General features: G+C 40.2%; 19 protein-coding genes. 14 read left to right on the forward strand and 5 right to left on the reverse strand.

Going from position 1 to position 19136, the window contains the following annotated elements; all coding sequences use genetic code 11:
• Window position 1: 1 nt before the first annotated feature.
• Window positions 2-1231, reverse strand: a complete 1230-nt coding sequence (gene pepT, locus ACEQ81_RS13435) for a peptidase T (RefSeq protein ID WP_411031419.1) — start codon at window positions 1229-1231, stop codon at window positions 2-4.
• Between the two features lie 170 nt (window positions 1232-1401).
• On the opposite strand from pepT, the gene ACEQ81_RS13440 reads away from it, so the two are divergent.
• The 5 genes from ACEQ81_RS13440 to ACEQ81_RS13460 all read left to right on the forward strand — a co-directional run bounded on the left by ACEQ81_RS13440 (window position 1402) and on the right by ACEQ81_RS13460 (window position 8011).
• The gene (locus tag ACEQ81_RS13440) at window positions 1402-1953 is read left to right on the forward strand and encodes an RNA polymerase sigma factor (protein ID WP_411031583.1); all 552 of its coding nucleotides are present in this window, start codon (window positions 1402-1404) and stop codon (window positions 1951-1953) included.
• Window positions 1954-2043: 90 nt separating this feature from the next.
• On the forward strand, window positions 2044-3060 hold the full coding sequence (locus ACEQ81_RS13445) for a FecR family protein (RefSeq protein ID WP_411031420.1): 1017 nt from the start codon (window positions 2044-2046) through the stop codon (window positions 3058-3060).
• Window positions 3061-3469: 409 nt separating this feature from the next.
• Window positions 3470-6307: a TonB-dependent receptor gene (locus ACEQ81_RS13450; RefSeq protein ID WP_411031584.1), complete on the forward strand. Its 2838-nt coding sequence runs from the start codon at window positions 3470-3472 to the stop codon at window positions 6305-6307.
• Window positions 6308-6458: 151 nt separating this feature from the next.
• Window positions 6459-6875, forward strand: coding sequence for a hypothetical protein (locus ACEQ81_RS13455; RefSeq protein ID WP_411031421.1), 417 nt, complete (start codon window positions 6459-6461; stop codon window positions 6873-6875).
• 83 nt (window positions 6876-6958) lie between these two features.
• Window positions 6959-8011 (forward strand): quinone-dependent dihydroorotate dehydrogenase, encoded by a 1053-nt coding sequence (locus ACEQ81_RS13460; protein WP_411031422.1) that lies wholly within the window; start codon window positions 6959-6961, stop codon window positions 8009-8011.
• Here the strand turns inward: ACEQ81_RS13460 and ACEQ81_RS13465 are convergent.
• Window positions 8008-8424, reverse strand: a complete 417-nt coding sequence (locus ACEQ81_RS13465) for a Dabb family protein (protein WP_411031423.1) — start codon at window positions 8422-8424, stop codon at window positions 8008-8010. The two genes, ACEQ81_RS13460 and ACEQ81_RS13465, sit on opposite strands and share 4 nt — an antisense overlap.
• Before the next feature lie 73 nt (window positions 8425-8497).
• Here ACEQ81_RS13465 and ACEQ81_RS13470 point away from each other — a divergent pair, with 73 nt between their 5' ends.
• The 6 genes from ACEQ81_RS13470 (at window position 8498) to guaB (ending at window position 14038) form a co-directional block, all read left to right on the forward strand.
• Window positions 8498-9124: a LysE family translocator gene (locus ACEQ81_RS13470; protein ID WP_411031424.1), complete on the forward strand. Its 627-nt coding sequence runs from the start codon at window positions 8498-8500 to the stop codon at window positions 9122-9124.
• A gap of 30 nt (window positions 9125-9154) precedes the next feature.
• A complete protein-coding gene (locus tag ACEQ81_RS13475; RefSeq protein WP_411031585.1) occupies window positions 9155-10021 on the forward strand; it encodes a hydroxymethylglutaryl-CoA lyase in 867 nt (288 codons plus the stop codon).
• A gap of 164 nt (window positions 10022-10185) precedes the next feature.
• Entirely contained in the window at window positions 10186-11364 is a 1179-nt protein-coding gene (locus tag ACEQ81_RS13480; protein ID WP_411031425.1) for a hypothetical protein, read from the forward strand.
• Between the two features lie 97 nt (window positions 11365-11461).
• Window positions 11462-11998: an FMN-binding protein gene (locus ACEQ81_RS13485; protein WP_411031426.1), complete on the forward strand. Its 537-nt coding sequence runs from the start codon at window positions 11462-11464 to the stop codon at window positions 11996-11998.
• A complete protein-coding gene (locus ACEQ81_RS13490; protein ID WP_411031427.1) occupies window positions 11998-12498 on the forward strand; it encodes a hypothetical protein in 501 nt (166 codons plus the stop codon). The genes ACEQ81_RS13485 and ACEQ81_RS13490 overlap by 1 nt, the downstream gene beginning before the upstream one ends.
• Before the next feature lie 67 nt (window positions 12499-12565).
• Window positions 12566-14038: an IMP dehydrogenase gene (gene guaB, locus ACEQ81_RS13495; RefSeq protein ID WP_411031428.1), complete on the forward strand. Its 1473-nt coding sequence runs from the start codon at window positions 12566-12568 to the stop codon at window positions 14036-14038.
• A gap of 38 nt (window positions 14039-14076) precedes the next feature.
• Here the strand turns inward: guaB and ACEQ81_RS13500 are convergent, their stop codons facing one another.
• Together ACEQ81_RS13500 and lysA are read right to left on the reverse strand one after the other, a co-directional pair.
• Window positions 14077-14601, reverse strand: coding sequence for a thioredoxin family protein (locus tag ACEQ81_RS13500; RefSeq protein WP_411031429.1), 525 nt, complete (start codon window positions 14599-14601; stop codon window positions 14077-14079).
• Between the two features lie 58 nt (window positions 14602-14659).
• Window positions 14660-15901 carry a diaminopimelate decarboxylase gene (lysA, locus tag ACEQ81_RS13505; protein WP_411031430.1) on the reverse strand — a complete coding sequence of 414 codons (1242 nt, stop codon included), beginning with the start codon at window positions 15899-15901 and terminating at the stop codon, window positions 14660-14662.
• A 159-nt stretch (window positions 15902-16060) separates the two neighbouring features.
• On the opposite strand from lysA, the gene ACEQ81_RS13510 reads away from it, so the two are divergent.
• Window positions 16061-16699 carry an LON peptidase substrate-binding domain-containing protein gene (locus tag ACEQ81_RS13510; RefSeq protein WP_411031431.1) on the forward strand — a complete coding sequence of 213 codons (639 nt, stop codon included), beginning with the start codon at window positions 16061-16063 and terminating at the stop codon, window positions 16697-16699.
• A gap of 109 nt (window positions 16700-16808) precedes the next feature.
• Window positions 16809-18002 (forward strand): ADP-forming succinate--CoA ligase subunit beta, encoded by a 1194-nt coding sequence (sucC, locus tag ACEQ81_RS13515; RefSeq protein WP_411031432.1) that lies wholly within the window; start codon window positions 16809-16811, stop codon window positions 18000-18002.
• Window positions 18003-18154: 152 nt separating this feature from the next.
• On the opposite strand, the gene ACEQ81_RS13520 is transcribed toward sucC, so the two are convergent.
• Entirely contained in the window at window positions 18155-18520 is a 366-nt protein-coding gene (locus ACEQ81_RS13520; protein ID WP_411031433.1) for a DUF1456 family protein, read from the reverse strand.
• A gap of 141 nt (window positions 18521-18661) precedes the next feature.
• Between ACEQ81_RS13520 and ACEQ81_RS13525 the strand changes: the two genes are divergently transcribed.
• Window positions 18662-19063 (forward strand): TerB family tellurite resistance protein, encoded by a 402-nt coding sequence (locus ACEQ81_RS13525; RefSeq protein ID WP_411031434.1) that lies wholly within the window; start codon window positions 18662-18664, stop codon window positions 19061-19063.
• Window positions 19064-19136 lie beyond the last annotated feature (73 nt).

Raw genomic sequence — 19136 nt, forward strand, 5'->3', positions numbered from 1 at the left:
ATCAGGCTTTTGTAGCCGTAAGTTCGCAAATTTTTACGATAACGTCAACCGCTTTTTCCATACTTTCTACGGGAACATATTCATATTTACCGTGAAAATTATGTCCTCCTGCAAAAATATTAGGACAAGGTAATCCCATAAAGCTTAGCTGCGAGCCGTCCGTGCCTCCCCGGATGGGCTTAATAATCGGTGGTATGCCCAAGGCCAACATGGCTTCTTTGGCAATTTCTACAATATGCAGTACCGGCGATATCTTTTCTTTCATGTTATAATATTGGTCGTTGATATTTGTAACCACTGTACCATCACCATAGATAGAGTTAAGGTGGTTTGTTATATCAACCAACAATTGCTTACGTTTTTCAAATTTTTGCTTGTTATGGTCCCTTACAATCAGTGAAATGACGGCATTTTCAATTTCACCCTCTATATGATGCACATGATAGAAACCTTCTCTGTCTTCCGTTTCCTGTGGTGTTTCGCCTTTTGGAAGTTGAGTTAAAAAATCATTGGCAATCCCAATGGCGTTGATCATTTTTCCCTTGGCATAGCCCGGATGTACACTTTTTCCTTTTATCGTTATTTTGGCGCCGGCGGCATTAAAATTTTCATATTCCAGCTCCCCAATTTGACTTCCGTCCATGGTATAGGCCCAATCCGCGCCAAATTTTTGAACATCAAATTTGTGTGCTCCCTTCCCAATTTCTTCATCTGGTGTAAATGCAATCCTGATTTTCCCGTGTTTAACTTCCGGGTGTTGCACCAAATACTCCATGGCTGTTATTATTTCTGTAATACCCGCCTTATCATCGGCACCCAACAAGGTAGTGCCATCCGTGGTTATAAGGGTCTGGCCTTTATAAAGTAATAGATCCTCAAAATAATCTGGCGAGAGTACAATATTATGCTCCGTATTTAATACGATATCCTTGCCATCGTAATTGTGTATTAGTTGAGGTTTAACATTGGCACCTGTAAAATCTGGGGTAGTATCGAAATGAGCGATAAACCCAATTACCGGTACTTGCTTTTCCATATTACTGGGCAAGGTGGCCATAATGTAGGCATGTTCGTCAATGGAAACCTCTGCCATACCAATGGCGTTTAATTCGTCTACAAGTTTATGGGCCAAGTGCCATTGCTTTGCGGTACTGGGAGTTGTGTCGGAATCTGGATCGCTCTGCGTATCAATGGAAACATAGCTGATAAACCGATCAATAATTTGTTGCATGCATAGATTGTTTCGTCAAAAATACAACTTAATCCAAAAGCTCCTGTAACCGATAATTTTGGACTATATATTTGGTATTCAGCAGCTTCAAAATAGCCTAGTTAAGAATATTCCCTATATTTGGTTGTAAGCAATCGTACAAAAACCTTATTATTCAGCCTATTAAAGTCATATGGCATCTTTTTGTTGGAGGCGATTTAAATGCCTTCTCCGCTCTTTTTAAGGAGTACTACCCCTTGTTTCACAATTATGGTTTTAAGATTTGCGGAAATCGTACGTTTACCGAGGATTGTCTTCAGGATTTTTTTATTTACTTGTACGAAAACCGCGAGAATCTGGGGGAGGTAAACAGCGTTAGGGCATATCTTTTCATATCATTTCGAAGGGCCATGTTTAAGGCCATAAAAAAGGAAAGAGTATTCACCGATTTTGATGAATATGTAGATTCCTTGTCTAGATTTGAATTTTCCGTAGAGGAAATTGCCATTGAACAAGAGTTTATGGCAATACAGACCAAGATGGTGGCCAAAATTTTGAACAATCTTTCCAAGCGCGAGAGAGAAGTGATTTATTTAAAATATTACAGTGGCCTTCGTACCAAGGAAATCAGTGAAGTAATGGATATTTCCTATCAAAGTGTGCTCAACACCCTTCAAAAGGCCTTTGTAAAACTCCGAAAAACGGTAGAATCAGAGGCAATCCGCAATATATTACGGGGATAAATCATTTTTTTCAAAAAAAGAGGGTATATAATATTCCTTTCCTACTCTTTAAATACGAACAGCAGTTTAAATTTTTATTTAGAATAACGAATGAAAGATAATTCAAAACCTTTTTTGGATAAGCTTTTGAACGATTCCTCCTTTAGGAATTGGGCCAATAACGGCAATAGGAACGATGTTGCTTTTTGGAATGCTTGGATTAAAAATAATCCCGATAAAATAGCCGTTGTTAACAACGCCAAGGACATTTTGCTAGGGATTACTTTTAAGAAAAATGACTTAGGCGATGACTTTGTTCATCAAAAACTGGAGGATGTTTTAGATAAAATCCAAGAAAAGGACCAAAAAAGGGCAAGTGCTTCCGTACTAAACTTAAAATCAGGTATATCAAGACTTCATAAGGTAGCTGCTATAGCCGCGATCGGACTCGTTTTCATAGTAGTTGGTGTCTTGGTAACGAGCAATTCACAGCAGGTACTCCACAAAACCGGTTACGGAGAGGTTATGAACCTTAAACTACCAGACGGCACATCGGTTGTCTTAAATGGCAATTCGGAAATTAGCTATACTAAAAAGAACACCAGGGATGTATCCCTGAAAGGGGAAGCTTATTTTAAGGTAAAACCAAAATATGCCTCCAAAGCCAAGTTTTGGGTAAATACGAAAGACTTAAGAGTAGAAGTGTATGGCACGCAATTCCACGTAAACACAAGGGATGAAAAGACCGATGTGGCACTAGATGAGGGATCTATCAATCTCCTTCTGAACAATGGGGTGTACAAGGAAATGGTACCAGGGGAATTTGTCTCCTACTCGGACGAAACCAAGGTAATATTCCATGAAAAAGTCAGTCAGGAACAATCCTATTCCTTATGGCGAGAGGGTACTTACATCTTTAATAATATAAAACTAAAAGAAGTAATGAAGCATTTGGAATATGCCTATGGCATACCGGCCGAATTTACGGACCAAACCATTGCAGATCGTGTGCTTTCTGGTGGTATTCCCAATGAGAACTTACAAATTTGCCTGTTTGCCATTGAAAAATCCACAGGAACAAAAATTGTTAGAAAAGACAATAAACTAATAATACTCAACAATCAATAAGTTTAACTAAAACTCAAAGAACATGAATGGAAAACGACTCTTTAAACTACTGCTATTCCTACTTCTCTTTTCGGGAGTCACGGAATTAAAAGCTACAACTACAGCGGATGATTTTGTTGCTTACAAGACCATTGCGCTTACCGACTTCTTAACGGATTTAAGCGAAAAACACGAAGTGTTTTTTACGTATAACCCCGGATTGCTTTCAGGAACGGAACTGAATCCTGAGGAATATCGCTATCCTATTCTGGACAAAATCATCAACAAGCTGGAAAAAAAGACCAGTTTCGATTTTGAATATTTGGGGAACAAATATTATGTGGTTTATCATAAAAAAGTAGACAGACCAGAATTGTTGAAGGTAGGTACCGTTAGCAGGCTTGGTTTTGCAATTCCATATAAAATTGAAATGGTACAGCAGGCGATTTCCGGACAAGTAACCGATCAAGACGGAGCGCCCTTACCGGGAGCTTCCATTGTGGTAAAAGGAACAACCAATGGTACCACAACCGATTTTGATGGCAATTATACCATCGATGCCTCCATAGGAGATACTTTGGTGGTTTCCTATATCGGTTTTGAAGCCAAAGAAGTTACTGTTACAGGTAGCACGGCCAACGTATCCTTGGTGTCTGGACTAGAACTTTCAGAAGTAATTATAGTAGGATCTCGTAACCCCAACAGAACGGCTACGGAAAGTACGGTGCCTGTTGATGTAATCGATGTTAAGGAATTACAGAGCGTTGCACCTCAGGTAAACTTAAATCAGATTTTAAATTACGTGGCCCCTTCATTTACTTCCAATACCCAAACGATATCAGATGGTACAGACCATATTGATCCGGCTTCTTTAAGAGGTTTGGGACCAGATCAAGTATTGGTGCTCATAAATGGTAAAAGACGGCATACTTCTTCTTTGGTAAACGTTAATGGAACCTTTGGTAGGGGAAGCGTAGGAACGGATTTGAATGCTATTCCGGCTGCGGCTATTCAACGAATAGAGGTATTACGGGATGGTGCCGCCGCCCAATATGGTTCTGATGCAATTGCAGGTGTAATCAATATAGTTTTGAATACCACGGTAAACGAACTTAATGCCACAGTGACCACAGGAGCCAATTTCTCCAAGAATGCCAACGGGCAAACAGGTGGGTCAGATGGAGAGACTACCAATATTGCAGCAAGCTATGGTCTTTCTTTAGGTGATAATGGAGGATTCCTTACTTTTTCAGGTGATTTTGATGTACGGGACGATTATAGCCGTATGTTCGAATGGGACGGTGAAGTATTTAATCTTTATAACACAGTTGAACGTTTTGCAGGGGCTGATGGTGCCGATCTGTCTGATTTGTTGGATGATGATGTAGCCGATGTAATCCAATATGCCAATGCAGCAGGTATCAATTTAAATGGTGCCACTACCAAAGAAGAACTTAGAACTGTATTGTCCGCTGACAATACAGACGCAGAATTGGCTGCTAGAGGCCAACAACGAAGCGACTATAATATGAGAGTAGGGCAATCCGCTTTGCGCGGTGGTCGTCTGTTTGCCAATTTATCCCTACCCTTGGATGATAACGGTACCGAATTGTATTCTTTTGCCGGGATCAGTTCCAGAACAGGTAATTCTGCCGGTTTCTACAGACTTCCAAATCAGAGTAGAACTTTTACTCCTGCATATTTTAACGGATTTTTGCCAGAAATAAATTCCAATATCAAGGACGAGTCCATCTCTATAGGTATTAAAGGAATGATCGGTGATTGGAGCGTGGACTTTAGCAACACCTATGGTCAAAACTCGTTTTTATATACCATTGGAAATACCTTTAATGCTTCCTTGCAAAGTTCTTCTCCAACTACATTCGATGCCGGTGGGTTTTCATTTCTACAAAACACGGCCAATTTGGACGTAACCCAGTTTTTTGATGATGTAATGTCTGGCCTTAACATTGCTTTTGGTGCTGAATATAGGGTAGAAAACTACGAAATCGTTGCAGGCGAAGAAGCTTCATATGCACAATACACCGATGATGGAGAAGTAATTACCTTGGCATCTCAGCAGCCTTCGGAGGATTTTTTTGGAAGCCCAAGACCGGGAGGTTCACAAGTATTTCCAGGCTTTAGTCCAAGCAATGAACTGTCTAGGGGACGTAGCAGTGTTGCTGGGTATTTTGATGTTGAAGCCGACTTTTCTGAGCAATTTTTGGCCAGTTTTGCCACTCGTTTCGAAAACTACAGCGATTTTGGCTCTACCATAAACTTCAAACTGGCTTCGCGTTATAAGGTATCGGATAACCTAAACATAAGGGGTGCGGTAAATACCGGTTTTAGGGCGCCATCCTTACATCAAATAAACTTTAACTCTACCTCTACCATTTTCGATCAAAATGGAGATCCACAAGAGGTGGGTACTTTTGCCAATGATAGCAGACCTGCCCAACTTCTCGGGATTCCCCAACTAAAAGAAGAAACATCCCAGAGTGTTAGTCTTGGTTTTACCGCTAAGATCCCAAGTGCCAACCTTACCGTTACCTTGGATGGTTACTTTGTAAAAATTGATGATAGAGTTGTTTACACTGGGCAATTTAGCGCTCCAGAAGGAACCGAGGGAGATGAGTTAAGGTTTTTACTTTCGCAAGCGAATGCAACAGCAGCTTCCTTTTTTGCCAATGCGATCGATACGGAATCCAAAGGTTTGGATATTGTGGTTACACATAAGGCCAATTTAGGTGATAGCTGGCGTTTAAAATCCGATCTGGCCGGTACTTTTTCAAAAACCAAAAAAGTTGGAGCAACAAATGCTTCTCAAGTCTTATTAGATGCTGGCCTAGAAGAAACTTATTTCCCAGAAGATAGTAGGGTATATTTGGAAGAGGCCGTGCCAAGAACCAAAATAAACCTATCTAACAGTCTAACTTCAGAAAAGTTGATTTTCTTTTTACGCAATGTATACTTTGGCGAAGTTACCGAAGCTACAACTAATATAGACCGGCAACAAGTGTTTGGCACTAAATTGGTAACGGACTTATCTATTGGTTATAAGGCAACGGATGCCCTTACCTTTACTATAGGAGCCAACAACTTGTTCGATATATTTCCGGATCGAGCAATCGAAGATTTTGATCCGAATACAACTGGAGCCCAAACCAACCGTAGTTCTGGTCGTTTTGACTGGTCTAGAAGGGCACAACAGTTTGGTATTGGCGGAAGGTTTTTGTTCGCTCGTTTAAATTTTAAATTGAAATAATCCGTTTAAGTTAGTTTATTGAAAAGACCGCCTTTGTGGGCGGTCTTTTTTTGTTTTTGATCTTAAACCGGGGTCTTTTGCATACTTTTTCGGTAAAAATGCTGTTTATATATTTATTGTTTTAATAAGTTGAATACGTAAGAATTGGACAATGAGGGTAAAAGCGTTTTATTCGATACTAATATTTGGCCTTCTATGTTGTTTTGGAAGGGCGCAAGATTGTACTTTGAACATTGGGGGCAAAGATGCGGGTACTATAGTTGAAATATTTCAACTTAATGAGGAACAGCAAAGTCAGATGCAGACATGGCAGGTAGCTTTGGAGACAGAGACAGCTTCGATCGAAGCCGAAATAAAGGAACTAATGGACAAACACCCACAAGAAACCAATGAAGAGTTGGCAGATTTGGCAAAAAAGTACAACGTACTCAAGCACAAAATGGTGAATACTTCCAAAATGTACGACAAGAAGCTCCTTGGTCTTTTTAATGAACGACAGTACCAGCGCTACGTAGACCTTTGCAAGGCAGCAATTAGAGATCCTTTGGTAGGGGTTAGGAATGATTAATCATTTTACTCAATAAAAAAAGGTGATTAGGGGATATGTACTCCAAAGGAGTTTGTATTTTTGCCCAAAGCAGTTATACCTTCATGTACAAGTTTCTAGTTCGCCCCATTTTTTTTCTTTTAGACCCAGAAAAGGTGCATCACCTTTCCTTCTCATTAATTAGATTTTTTTCGAAGATTGGTTTTTCGGGACTTTTCAGAACCCTCTATCAAATCAATGATAAACGGTTGGAACGTGAGGTTTTTGGACTTACTTTTAAGAACCCTGTAGGCTTGGCCGCTGGTTTTGACAAGGATGCCAAACTATATAACGAACTTTCCAATTTTGGTTTTGGATTCATAGAAATAGGGACACTTACCCCAAAACCGCAAAAAGGCAATCCCAAGACCAGATTGTTTAGGCTTAAGGCAGATGAAGGTATAATTAACAGAATGGGTTTTAATAATCTAGGAGTTTTTGATGCCGTAGAGCAGCTAAAAAAAGACCATAAAGTACTCATTGGCGGAAACATCGGAAAGAACAAGGCCACACCTAACAATATGGCTGTCAAGGATTATCTTATTTGCTTCGATGCCCTGTTTGATCATGTAGATTACTTTGTAGTGAATGTTAGCTCGCCCAATACCCCCGGACTAAGGGAGTTGCAAGATAAGGAACCGTTAACCGCGCTGTTGCAGGAAATAAAGAAGGAAAATTATAAGTATGCCCTAAAGAGTAAGACCAAAGAAAAACCAATATTATTAAAGATAGCGCCAGACCTTTCGGACAATCAGTTATTGGACATCATTAAAATTGTGAATAAAACAAAAATAGATGGTGTTATTGCCACAAATACTACTATAGCTAGGGACAAGAACCTAAAATCCGATTATATGCTAATAGAGGAACCTGGCGGGTTAAGTGGTAAACCGCTGGCTAATAGGAGTACGGCCGTTATTCGATTTTTATCGGAAAAAAGTAACAAAGCATTTCCCATTATAGGGGTAGGGGGCATTCATTCCGCAGAAGATGCGCTGGAAAAGTTGGAAGCCGGGGCAGATTTGGTACAACTATGGACCGGATTTGTGTATGAAGGACCTTCGTTGATAAAAAAAATAAATAAGGCAATCCTCCAAAAAATGGAATCCAAGGGTTAGTGAGTCCAGTAATCAACAACCAATACATCCTCCAGATGCGGGGTTAACAATGCCCCGAATGCCTTATGGTCTGCGTGAGGCAGATAAACGGTTCTATCTTGTTCGCTATTGAATGTAAGCAAAAAGCAATGCGTGAAACCTTTTTCCAAACCTTCTGGGCTATTGTTAAGGCCCCATTCTAATGATGCTATTTCCGGAATTTTTGCAGGTAACGATCGGAAAGCCGTTTCTATTTCAGATATTTTGTTTGCCGGAGTGCCCTCTTTAAATTTAAAGAGCACCACATGCCTAAGAACACTGTCCTTATTTTTTTCTAGATCTGTTTCGGAAATTTTAGTATTGGATAAGTCTGGCATGGGACAAAAGTATAGTGCCAGACTTGCAGTAACCAATGTTATTAGAAGAACCTTCATGTTTTTTTGGGTTAAGATATAAAAAGAATGGCTACACTTGTAGAATTTGTAATTTGTACTTTTAAAAAAACTTGTGGATTACGAAATTATTTATGCATTTATGTTGGCTTCAACGGCCCTGGCCATAGCACCTGGCCCAGATAATATTTACGTATTGGTACAAAGTGTTGCAAGTGGTAAAAAATATGGTATAGCCACGGTGGCGGGGCTGGTATCGGGCTGTTTGGTGCATACTACATTACTTGCTTTTGGATTATCCGCAATCATAAAGGAAAGTGACGGCCTATTTCTTTTAATAAAATTATTAGGGGCTGCTTACCTTGTTTATTTGGCATATTCGGTCTATAGAGCAGAATCTTCTATTATACTTACCAATACGGAGGTTTCTCAAAAAAATCTATGGCAAATGTTCAAAAAGGGCTTCATAATGAATGTTCTAAACCCTAAAGTCACCATTTTCTTTTTGGCTTTTTTTCCAAGCTTTCTTTTTAGCGATACCCTAAATACGGCTCTTCAGTTCTATGTCCTCGGAGCGCTTTTTATGCTAATTGCGTTCACTGTCTTTAGCCTCATAGCTATTTTGGCGAGTAGTATAACCTCATATATAAGGAGAAACAGCAAAATAGGTGTTGTTATGAAATGGTTACAGATTTCAGTTTTCTTGGGCATCGCTGTATTTATTCTTTTATCGGATAAATAATGCTAATTTTGAATGGATGTAATGAGTACCATGGCGGAAAAAGTAAAGTTGATAGAATGCCCTAGGGATGCCATGCAAGGTATAAAGATGTTTATTCCTACAGAGCACAAAGTAAGGTATATTCAGTCCTTGTTGGGGTGTGGGTTTGATACTATCGATTTTGGGAGTTTTGTCTCCCCAAAGGCCATTCCGCAGATGGTAGATACTGCGGAAGTCTTGTCCCAGCTCGATTTATCAGCTACTTCCAGTAAACTTTTGGCAATTGTAGCTAACGTACGCGGGGCAAAAGAAGCAAGTACGCATATGGCTATAGACTATTTGGGATATCCCTTCTCTATTTCCGAGAATTTTCAAATGAGGAACACCCATAAGACCATAAATCAATCCATAACTACATTACAGGAAATTTTGGAAATAGCAAAAAACTCGGGCAAAGAGGTGGTTACTTATATTTCCATGGGATTTGGCAACCCCTATGGCGACCCGTGGAATGTTGCTATAGTAGGGGAGTGGACAGAAAAATTAGCGGCAATGGGCGTTAAGATATTGTCTTTGTCCGATACGGTAGGAAGCTCAACCCCAGAAGTTATAGACTATCTTTTTGCCAACCTAATTCCCAAATATCCCGAAATTGAATTTGGCGCACACCTACATACTGTGCCCAATAGATGGCACGAAAAAGTTGATGCTGCCTATATGGCCGGTTGTCGTAGATTCGACGGCGCGGTTCAAGGATTTGGCGGTTGTCCTATGGCCAAGGACGAACTTACAGGGAATATGCCCACCGAAAAAATGCTCTCTTATTTCACTTCATCCAAAGTAGATAGCAACGTAAACGCAATGGCTTTTGAGGCATCTTATAACAAGGCTTCGGAACTTTTTTCTACTTATCACTGATCTTTTTTTGGATGTTACGACTCTACAGATTGCCTAATTGTTAAATATTTAAATTTATTTAGATTTAATTTAAATAAAATTTTTTTGTTTGGTTTGATGCAGTATATTTGCCCTCTACAAGAACACTATTTAAAACCAGTCTAAATAAATTTAATATACCAGAGATGAGAAATACCGCATTGGGCCTTGCCCTATTTTTAACTTCAATGTTAAGTGCACAAACAGTAACAGATTCCATAACCTTAGACCCTCAAAAGCAATTGAACGCGGCGCAGCGAATACTTTCGGGTAACTATGCTTCTGCAGTTACCGTAGGGGCGTACGGGGAAATGCTTTACAATCAGCCCGAAGGTGATAACGGGGAATTGGATATACAGCGCTTGGTGCTGTTGTTCGGTTATCGATTTGATGAAAGAACGCAGTTTGTTACGGAATTGGAAGTAGAGCACGTAGAGGAAATATTTGTGGAACAGGCATTTGTAAATTATAATGTGGCGGACAATGTAAACCTTAGAGGTGGACTTATGTTGGTACCCATGGGAATCGTTAATGAATTTCACGAACCTACCACCTTTAATGGAACGGAACGTCCCACACTAGATAATGTAATTGTACCTACTACTTGGAGAGAACTTGGAATTGGTGTATCCGGAAGGTTCAACAATCTTTCCTTGGGATATCAGGCCTACTTATTTAACGGCTTTAAGTCTACCGAAGCCGATGGTGAAGGGGGTATCTCTGGCATCTTAAGAGGTTCTAACGGGCTTAGAAGTGGGCGTCAAAAGGGAATACGATCCACGATCGATAGTCCAAATTTTTCCACCAAGTTTGATTATTACGGAATTCCAGGACTACGATTGGGGCTCTCGGGTTATTTTGGTAAAACGCAGGCAGCCGATGACGTAGAGGAATTGGATGGTGCCAATATTGGTATTACCATGATTGGTCTGGACGCCCGATATGCATATCAAAAGTTTACAGCACGAGCTCAGTTTATAAATGCTTCCCTTTCCGATACCGAAGAGTACAACGCCCTAACGGGCAGAGACCTAGGTAGCCAGTTGCAAGGTTGGTATTTGGAAGGCGCATATAACCTGCTACCCAGGGGCAACAAGCAAAAATTGTTTGCTTTTGCACGTTACGAGACGTACGATACGCACGCCGATACCGAAGGAACTCTGGCACAAAACCCTGCTTATGACAGGTCGGATATCACTACTGGTCTTACCTACCATATAGCCCCAGGGGTTGTGGTAAAAGGAGATTATCAGTTTAGGGAAAATAACGACGATGCAAGTGATGTAAAAGACAGGTTGAATTTTGGAATAGGTGTTTGGTTCTAACAATAAAACCTTGGCTCTAAGGGGGCGTTTCCGTAAAATTATCATTAAATCGGCAAGTTTGTTATTAATATTAAGTCTAAATTAATACATTTGCAACATGTTGCATGGTAAACGCATAGTCGGTTGTTTTTTGATTTTGGCTTCGCTCCTGGTTGGGTTCGGATTACCTAAAAACATTCAGAAAAAAGTTGAAAAAGAAGTAAACAAAGTATTTGAGGTTTCTACTTTTTCAATGACTCCTGTTGAGGTCCCGGCGTCCTTGAATGCCAAACTTCCTGCCAAGATATCAGAGGACAACTTCTTTAAACTTCTTAATCAGGATAACTTGTTGGGTTATGTATTCGTGGATCAGGCACCCAGTAAAACTGCAAAATTTGATTATTTGGTGGTTTTTGACCAGCAACTTAAAGTTGTACATTCCAAAGTGCTGATATATAGGGAAGAATATGGCGGTGAAATAGGGAGTAAAAGATGGTTGAAACAATTTTTGGGAAAGACAGGGAAAGACCGTGTCAATTATGAAACCAATATAGATGCCATATCTGGCGCTACAATTTCCGTACGTTCTATGACCATGTCCATGGACAAACTACTGCAGACCATAGGGATATTACAAGAAAACGAGGTGTTGTAATGAACTACAACGGCCTATTGTCTACATTCCCGAAGGAGATCAAACTTTTTATTGGCGTTTTTGTTCTGGTTCTTTCCATTGGTTTCTATACCGGACTTTTGTTCGTAAACGAAACAAGCACCACGGCACCCAGCGGTATCGAGGAAAATTATTTGGGCAACGAAGAGGACGAAGATGCCAAGGTGATGAAATTTAAAAAAAGCAAACGCGAAATACTTACAATTGTACATACCCATATTTTATCTATGTCCCTTATTTTTTTCTTACTGGGCGGAATCGTTTGGCTTACCAACTTACCCAAAAAGTTTAAATTGTTCTTAACCATTGAGCCATTTGCCTCGGTGGTTCTTACTTTTGGAGGTATTTACCTGCTGTGGTTGGGGGTGCTCTGGATGAAATACGTAATCATTTTTTCGGGCATCTTAATGACCCTTACCTTTCTAGTTTCTTCCCTATTGGTTTTGTATCAATTAATACAGAAAGGACCATCGCAAAAGTAAAAAACGCAAGTGTGCATCCATTGCCTTAAAATGTAGTATATTTGCACGCAATTAATCTCTAATTGCCATGCAAGCTCATCTAAATAAAATTGTTGGTGAAGGTCTTACTTATGACGACGTTCTTCTGGTGCCAGCATATTCCGAAGTACTTCCTAGAGAAGTGAACATCCAGACAAAATTCACAAAAAATATTACCATAAACGTGCCTATTGTATCCGCAGCCATGGATACGGTTACCGAGTCCCGAATGGCCATAGCAATGGCCCAAGAAGGTGGTATCGGGGTCTTGCACAAGAATATGTCCATAGAGCGGCAAGCGCTTAAGGTACGTAAGGTTAAAAGGGCAGAAAGCGGTATGATCATGGATCCGGTTACCTTGCCTTTGGAATCCTTGGTGCGAGATGCCAAAGCAAATATGCAAGAATATAGTATTGGCGGTATTCCTATAGTAGATGGTGATGGTAAATTATTAGGGATAGTAACCAATAGGGATCTTCGTTTTGAGAAAAACGATGATAGGCCCATTGCTGAGGTAATGACCTCTAAAAATTTGGTTACGGTTGGGGAAGGGACTTCACTGACTGAGGCAGAAGATATTTTACAAGAGAATAAGATTGAAAAATTGCCTGTGGTTAACAAGAACAACAAATTGGTTGGGCTAATCACTTTTCGTGATATTACGAAACTCACCCAAAAGCCCAGCGCCAACAAAGATAAATATGGGCGACTTAGAGTAGCCGCGGCACTTGGTGTTACGCCAGATGCCTTGGATAGGGCAGAAGCACTTGTAAATGCGGGGGTTGATGCCGTTGTAATAGACACCGCCCATGGACATACAAAAGGAGTGGTTGCCGTCTTAAAAGAAGTGAAAAAGAAATTTCCCCAATTAGACGTAATCGTAGGCAATATAGCCACTGGTGAAGCTGCTAAATATTTGGTGGCTGCTGGTGCAGATGCCGTAAAAGTGGGCATAGGCCCGGGCTCAATATGTACCACGCGGGTTGTGGCCGGTGTGGGTTTCCCACAATTTTCTGCAGTTTTAGAAGTAGCTGCTGCCATAAAAGGCAGTGGAGTCCCTGTGATTGCCGATGGTGGCATTAGGTATACAGGCGACATTCCTAAAGCAATTGCCGCAGGAGCAGATACTGTAATGCTTGGTTCACTCTTGGCAGGTACAAAAGAGTCTCCAGGAGAAACCATAATCTATGAAGGCAGGAAGTTTAAGTCGTACCGCGGTATGGGTTCTGTGGAAGCCATGAAAGAAGGTAGCAAGGATCGCTATTTTCAAGATGTGGAAGACGATATAAAAAAGTTGGTACCAGAAGGCATTGTTGGCAGGGTTCCTTACAAAGGCGACTTGTTTGAGAGTGTACACCAATTCGTTGGGGGTATCCGTGCCGGAATGGGATATTGTGGATCCAAAGATATAGCCACCTTAAAGGAAACCGGACGTTTTGTGAAAATTACGGCAAGTGGTATTAATGAAAGTCATCCGCACGATGTTACCATTACCAAAGAATCTCCCAATTATAGCCGTTAGATTTAGTTTTGGTGTTGGAGTAAACCACAAATAACAGATTACTTTCCGTTAGCATCGTAGGTTTTCCAATCCTTTTCCTTGTAGATATTGTCTCCAAAGTATCTGGCAATCTTGAGAAAAGGAACCGGTTTTTGGTATCCCGGAACAGGAGAGAGCATTTGCTGGGCTTCATCTAAGAATATTACCGTAGGATAACTCATTCTTCCTTGCATCAAGGCAGCGGCAAATTCGTGATAACCCCTTCTACCCGATGCCACAAAATTATAAGTCTTTCCTTTGTAGACTATAGGTTCTTTTCCTTCACCATCCATCTTCACCATATAAAAGTTATTGCGCATATAGTCTGCAACCTCGGCATTTTGAAAGGTGTCCTTATCCATTTTTTTACACCATCCACACCAATCCGTGTATACATCAATGAAAATTTTCTTGGGAGAGGCGTCAGATTCTGATCGGGACACAGCCTCATTCCAACTAAGCCATTCTACCTCTTGTGCGGTTGTATTGATAGCTAAGAAGGCAAAAAAGGGTAATAACAGCGATTTTGGGGAAAGAAACTTCATGATCTTTTTCTTGTATTAGTACAATTTCTATACCAAAACTAACGAAAATTTCCGTGCTTTATTTTACGGTAAGCTGCTCCTTCTTTGGAGCGAACAGATCCTGAAGGTCTACCTGGTTTTTTATAAGGTCGTCAAAAGTCTCTCTTTCCCGTATCAAGATCGCTTTGCCCTGATGCCATAACACCTCTGCAGGTCTAAATCTAGAATTGTAGTTACTGGCCATGGTAAAGCAATAGGCACCAGCATTCTTAAAACAAAGAATATCGCCCTCGGAAACTTCGTTTATTCTACGATTGGTGCCAAAAGTATCGGTCTCACAGATGTATCCTACAACAGAATAATACCTTTCCCTGCCCTTGGGATTGGATATGTTTGTGATCTGGTGTGTTGCATTATACAACATAGGCCTTATCAGATGGTTAAAACCAGAATCTACACTTGCAAATACTGTAGAGGTGGTTTGTTTTACCACGTTTACCTTGGCAAGAAAATAACCCGCTTCACTTACCAAAAACTTACCGGGCTCAAAAGCAAGGGTAAGTTCCTTACCGTATTCTTTGCAAAATTCGTTGAAACGGGTACTGAGTTTTTTTCCAAGCTCCTCAACATTGGTTTCTATATCGCCCTCCTTATAAGGTACTTTAAATCCACTACCGAAATCGATAAAATCTAAATTTTTGAAATTTTTAGCCGTTTCAAAAAGAATTTCGGAGGCATATAAAAATACGTCAATATCCAAAATATCGCTACCCGTATGCATATGGATACCGTTGATTTTCATTTGTGTAAGCTCAACAATTCGCAATAAATGGGGAATTTGATGGATGCTAATACCAAATTTGGAATCGATATGCCCAACGGAAATGTTAGAATTCCCACCGGCCATTACATGTGGGTTTATCCGGATACACACCGGAATATCCGGATGTTTACTGCCAAATTGTTCCAAAATGGAAAGATTGTCTATATTGATCCTAACACCAAGGGAAGCAGCAGATTCAATCTCTTCCAAGGAGACGCCATTAGGTGTAAATATTATGGTTTCTGGTTTAAAACCGGCAAGTAAACCCAATTTTACCTCTTGGACGGATACTGTGTCTAGACCGCTGCCCAAACTGTTCATTAGGCGCAATATATTTATATTGGACAATGCCTTGGCGGCATAATTAAGTTTTAGTTTTCGTACGCCCTTAAAAGCATTGGTAAGTCTTTTAAACTGGGCTGTAATTTTTTCCGAATCGTATACATAAACGGGATTGCCGTAGGTTTTGGCCACCTTAAGTAAGTCGGTATTGTTCATTCGAGAAGTTTTTTGGCAAATCTATACTTCTTAATACTTTCATGCAAGAATTTTCAGGCATTGATTAAAAATACAACAAATAGTTATAAATGTAACAATAGCGATGTAATTTCTGTTTGTGAGCTTTCATCGGCTATTGTACATTTGAAAAAAACTGCTATGAAACTTTCTTTTTTTCCTTTACCATCCGTTTTTTTTCCTGGTGAACGCGTGCCATTACATGTATTCGAAGAGCGTTATAAGCAGCTTATAGCAGATTGCAGGGAGTACGCTTATACCTTTGGCATGCCGGTTTACATTGACAATGTGCTGGCATACGGTACTGAAATGCAGTTAGAGGAAATTATGAACACTTACGATAATGGGGAAATGGACATTATTTGCAGTGCTAAACGGGTATTTAAAATGGTTACTTTCGAAAACCAATTGGCAAACAAACTGTATGCTGGAGGAGTGGTGGAATTTTTGGAAAATGTGGACGACGGCACTGCGGAACAAAAGCAGTCGGTATTAGGACTAATAGGGCAGCTGTATGCCTTAATGGGGGTCCCCCTTGCTGCATTGGATAAGGATAGGTTCACTAGTTTTAGTCTTGCTCACAAAGTAGGACTTACCCTTGGCCAAGAGCACCATCTATTACAGATTAGTCATGAAAGTGGGCGTTTAGCATTTTTAGAACAACATTTAAGGACTACCATACCTGTTTTAAGGGCCGTTAACAGAACCAAGGAAACTATAGAGTTAAATGGTCATTTTAGAAATTTCGATCCTTTGGATTTTGAGGATTTTAAAATCTAATCTCGGGTTAACCTCTAAAAACAAACATTAAATTTCTTAATATACCTTTCATTAGGGTAAATCCCTTTGGTTTGCTATTTTTGTTTTCAAATACAAAGTCACTTCTTATATGAATCTTCACGAATATCAAGGAAAGGAAATTTTAGCAAGTTTTGGGGTACGTATCCAACGTGGAATAGTAGCTCATAATGCCAAGGAAGCGGTAGACGCTGCAAAACAACTCACCCAGGAAACGGGTACCGGTTGGCACGTAATAAAAGCTCAGGTACATGCAGGTGGCCGTGGAAAAGGCGGTGGTGTTAAATTGGCCAAAAATCTCAAAGAAGTGGAAAGTTTGGCCGGAAGCATCATAGGAATGAACTTAATCACCCCGCAGACCTCGGCCGAAGGAAAAAAAGTGCATAAAGTGTTGATTGCAGAAGATGTGTATTACCCCGGTGATAGTGAAACCAACGAATTTTATATGTCAGTGCTGCTAAATAGGGGAACAGGTAGAAATATGATTATGTATTCTACCGAAGGGGGTATGGATATAGAGGCGGTAGCCGAAAAAACGCCACATTTGATATTTACAGAAGAAATAGACCCGGCTACAGGTCTTTTACCCTTTCAAGCTCGGAGAATAGCTTTTAACCTCGGACTGTCGGGTATGGCTTTTAAGGAAATGACAAAATTTGTAGCTGCGTTGTACAGGGCATATGAGCAGAGCGATGCCAGTCTGTTTGAGATCAATCCTGTGCTTAAGACTTCGGATGATAAAATTATGGCCGTGGATGCAAAGGTCTCTATAGACGATAACGCCTTGTTTCGAAGGAAGCAGTATGCGGAAATGAGAGATTTAAGAGAAGAAAACCCTATTGAAGTAGAAGCTAGGGCAGTAGGCCTTAATTATGTGGATTTGGATGGTAATGTAGGGTGTATGGTAAACGGTGCCGGTTTGGCAATGGCTACCATGGATCTTATTAAGATGGCTGGTGGCGAACCCGCAAACTTTTTGGATGTAGGGGGTACCGCCGATGCCAAACGTGTAGAGGAAGCATTTAGAATTATATTAAAAGACCCAGAGGTTAAAGCCATACTTATCAATATATTTGGAGGTATTGTCCGTTGTGATCGTGTGGCCCAAGGTGTTGTAGATGCCTATAAGAATATGGGAGATGCCATTAAGGTGCCCATTATTGTACGGTTACAAGGTACCAATGCAGAACTGGCGAAAGAAATTATAGATAATTCCGGACTGGCCGTGCATTCTGCGGTACAGTTCCAAGAAGCGGCAGATAAAGTCAAGGCCGTTCTTAATTAATTATTGAAAATTTAAAACTTCAACAAAAAGGGCAATGGTAATACATTGCCCTTTTTTTATGCCCAAATTGGTTTAGATAAACCTATTTCACAAATTTTAAGATTTTCTGAAGCATAACCCCGTATATTTACAAAAACGAACGGCGTTTAAGACTACTTTTTTTTGTTTTTATACTTTACATAGCTGATATCCGAAACGGGTTTCTTTTTTCCGTAAGGCTTGGTTTTTGGCTTTGAACTTTTTGCCATATCGGGTTTTGTCTTGTCTTTGTACAGTACCTCCTTCGGATTTTTTGGATGCTCTTTTGTACCTCGGAGATGGATTACCAGACCATTTAAGAAATTACGAAGAACTTGGTCTCCGCATGCCACATAATTGGGGTGGTCTTCCCGTCTAAAAAATGCACTCAATTCGCCCTTAGAGATCTTAAAATCAGCTAATTTCAGGATTTCCACTATTTCGTCATCCCTAAGCATAAGGGCAACCCTAAGCTTTTTAAATATATCGTTGTTGGTCATCGCCATGTTTTTGGCAAAATAGCACAAAAATCCCATTAAGGATCAATTTCCCGGGCATTTTGTTTTTCATATACGAAATCTCGCTTTTTAGAGTTATCTTAGTTGGCCATGCCTAGTATTAATAGGCAAATTGTACTTTGTATGAGCAGTCGAGAAGAAAAATTGAGCATCCTATCCGAAATGATCGCCTTTGCCAAGGTCGATGATAGTTTTAAGGAGGCCGAATTTAACTTTCTTCTGGGTGTAGCTACCCAATTAGGCATAGATAGGGAAACTTTTGAGTCTTTATTGGAGCAGGAAGCCGAGATTTTAATGCCCAAATCCCAAGCGGACCGAATCCTTCAGTTTCATAGGCTGGTTCTTTTAATGAACGTAGACCAAGTACAAAGCGAACAAGAAGTAAGCAAACTCCACAATATTGGTTTAGGCATGGGATTACCGCCTTCGGCCATAGAGCAAGTACTATCGGTTATGCACAAATATCCTAATAAAGTGATACCGCCAGATGTGCTAATAAACATCTTCAAAGCATATTACAACTAAAATCTTCTTTTGAAAATGCCATTATGGCATTAACGACACCTAAAAACAAGACAAAAAGGCAGTAAATTGTACT

Source organism: Spongiimicrobium sp. 3-5 (assembly GCF_046557915.1).
GTDB lineage: Bacteria > Bacteroidota > Bacteroidia > Flavobacteriales > Flavobacteriaceae > JBHEBG01.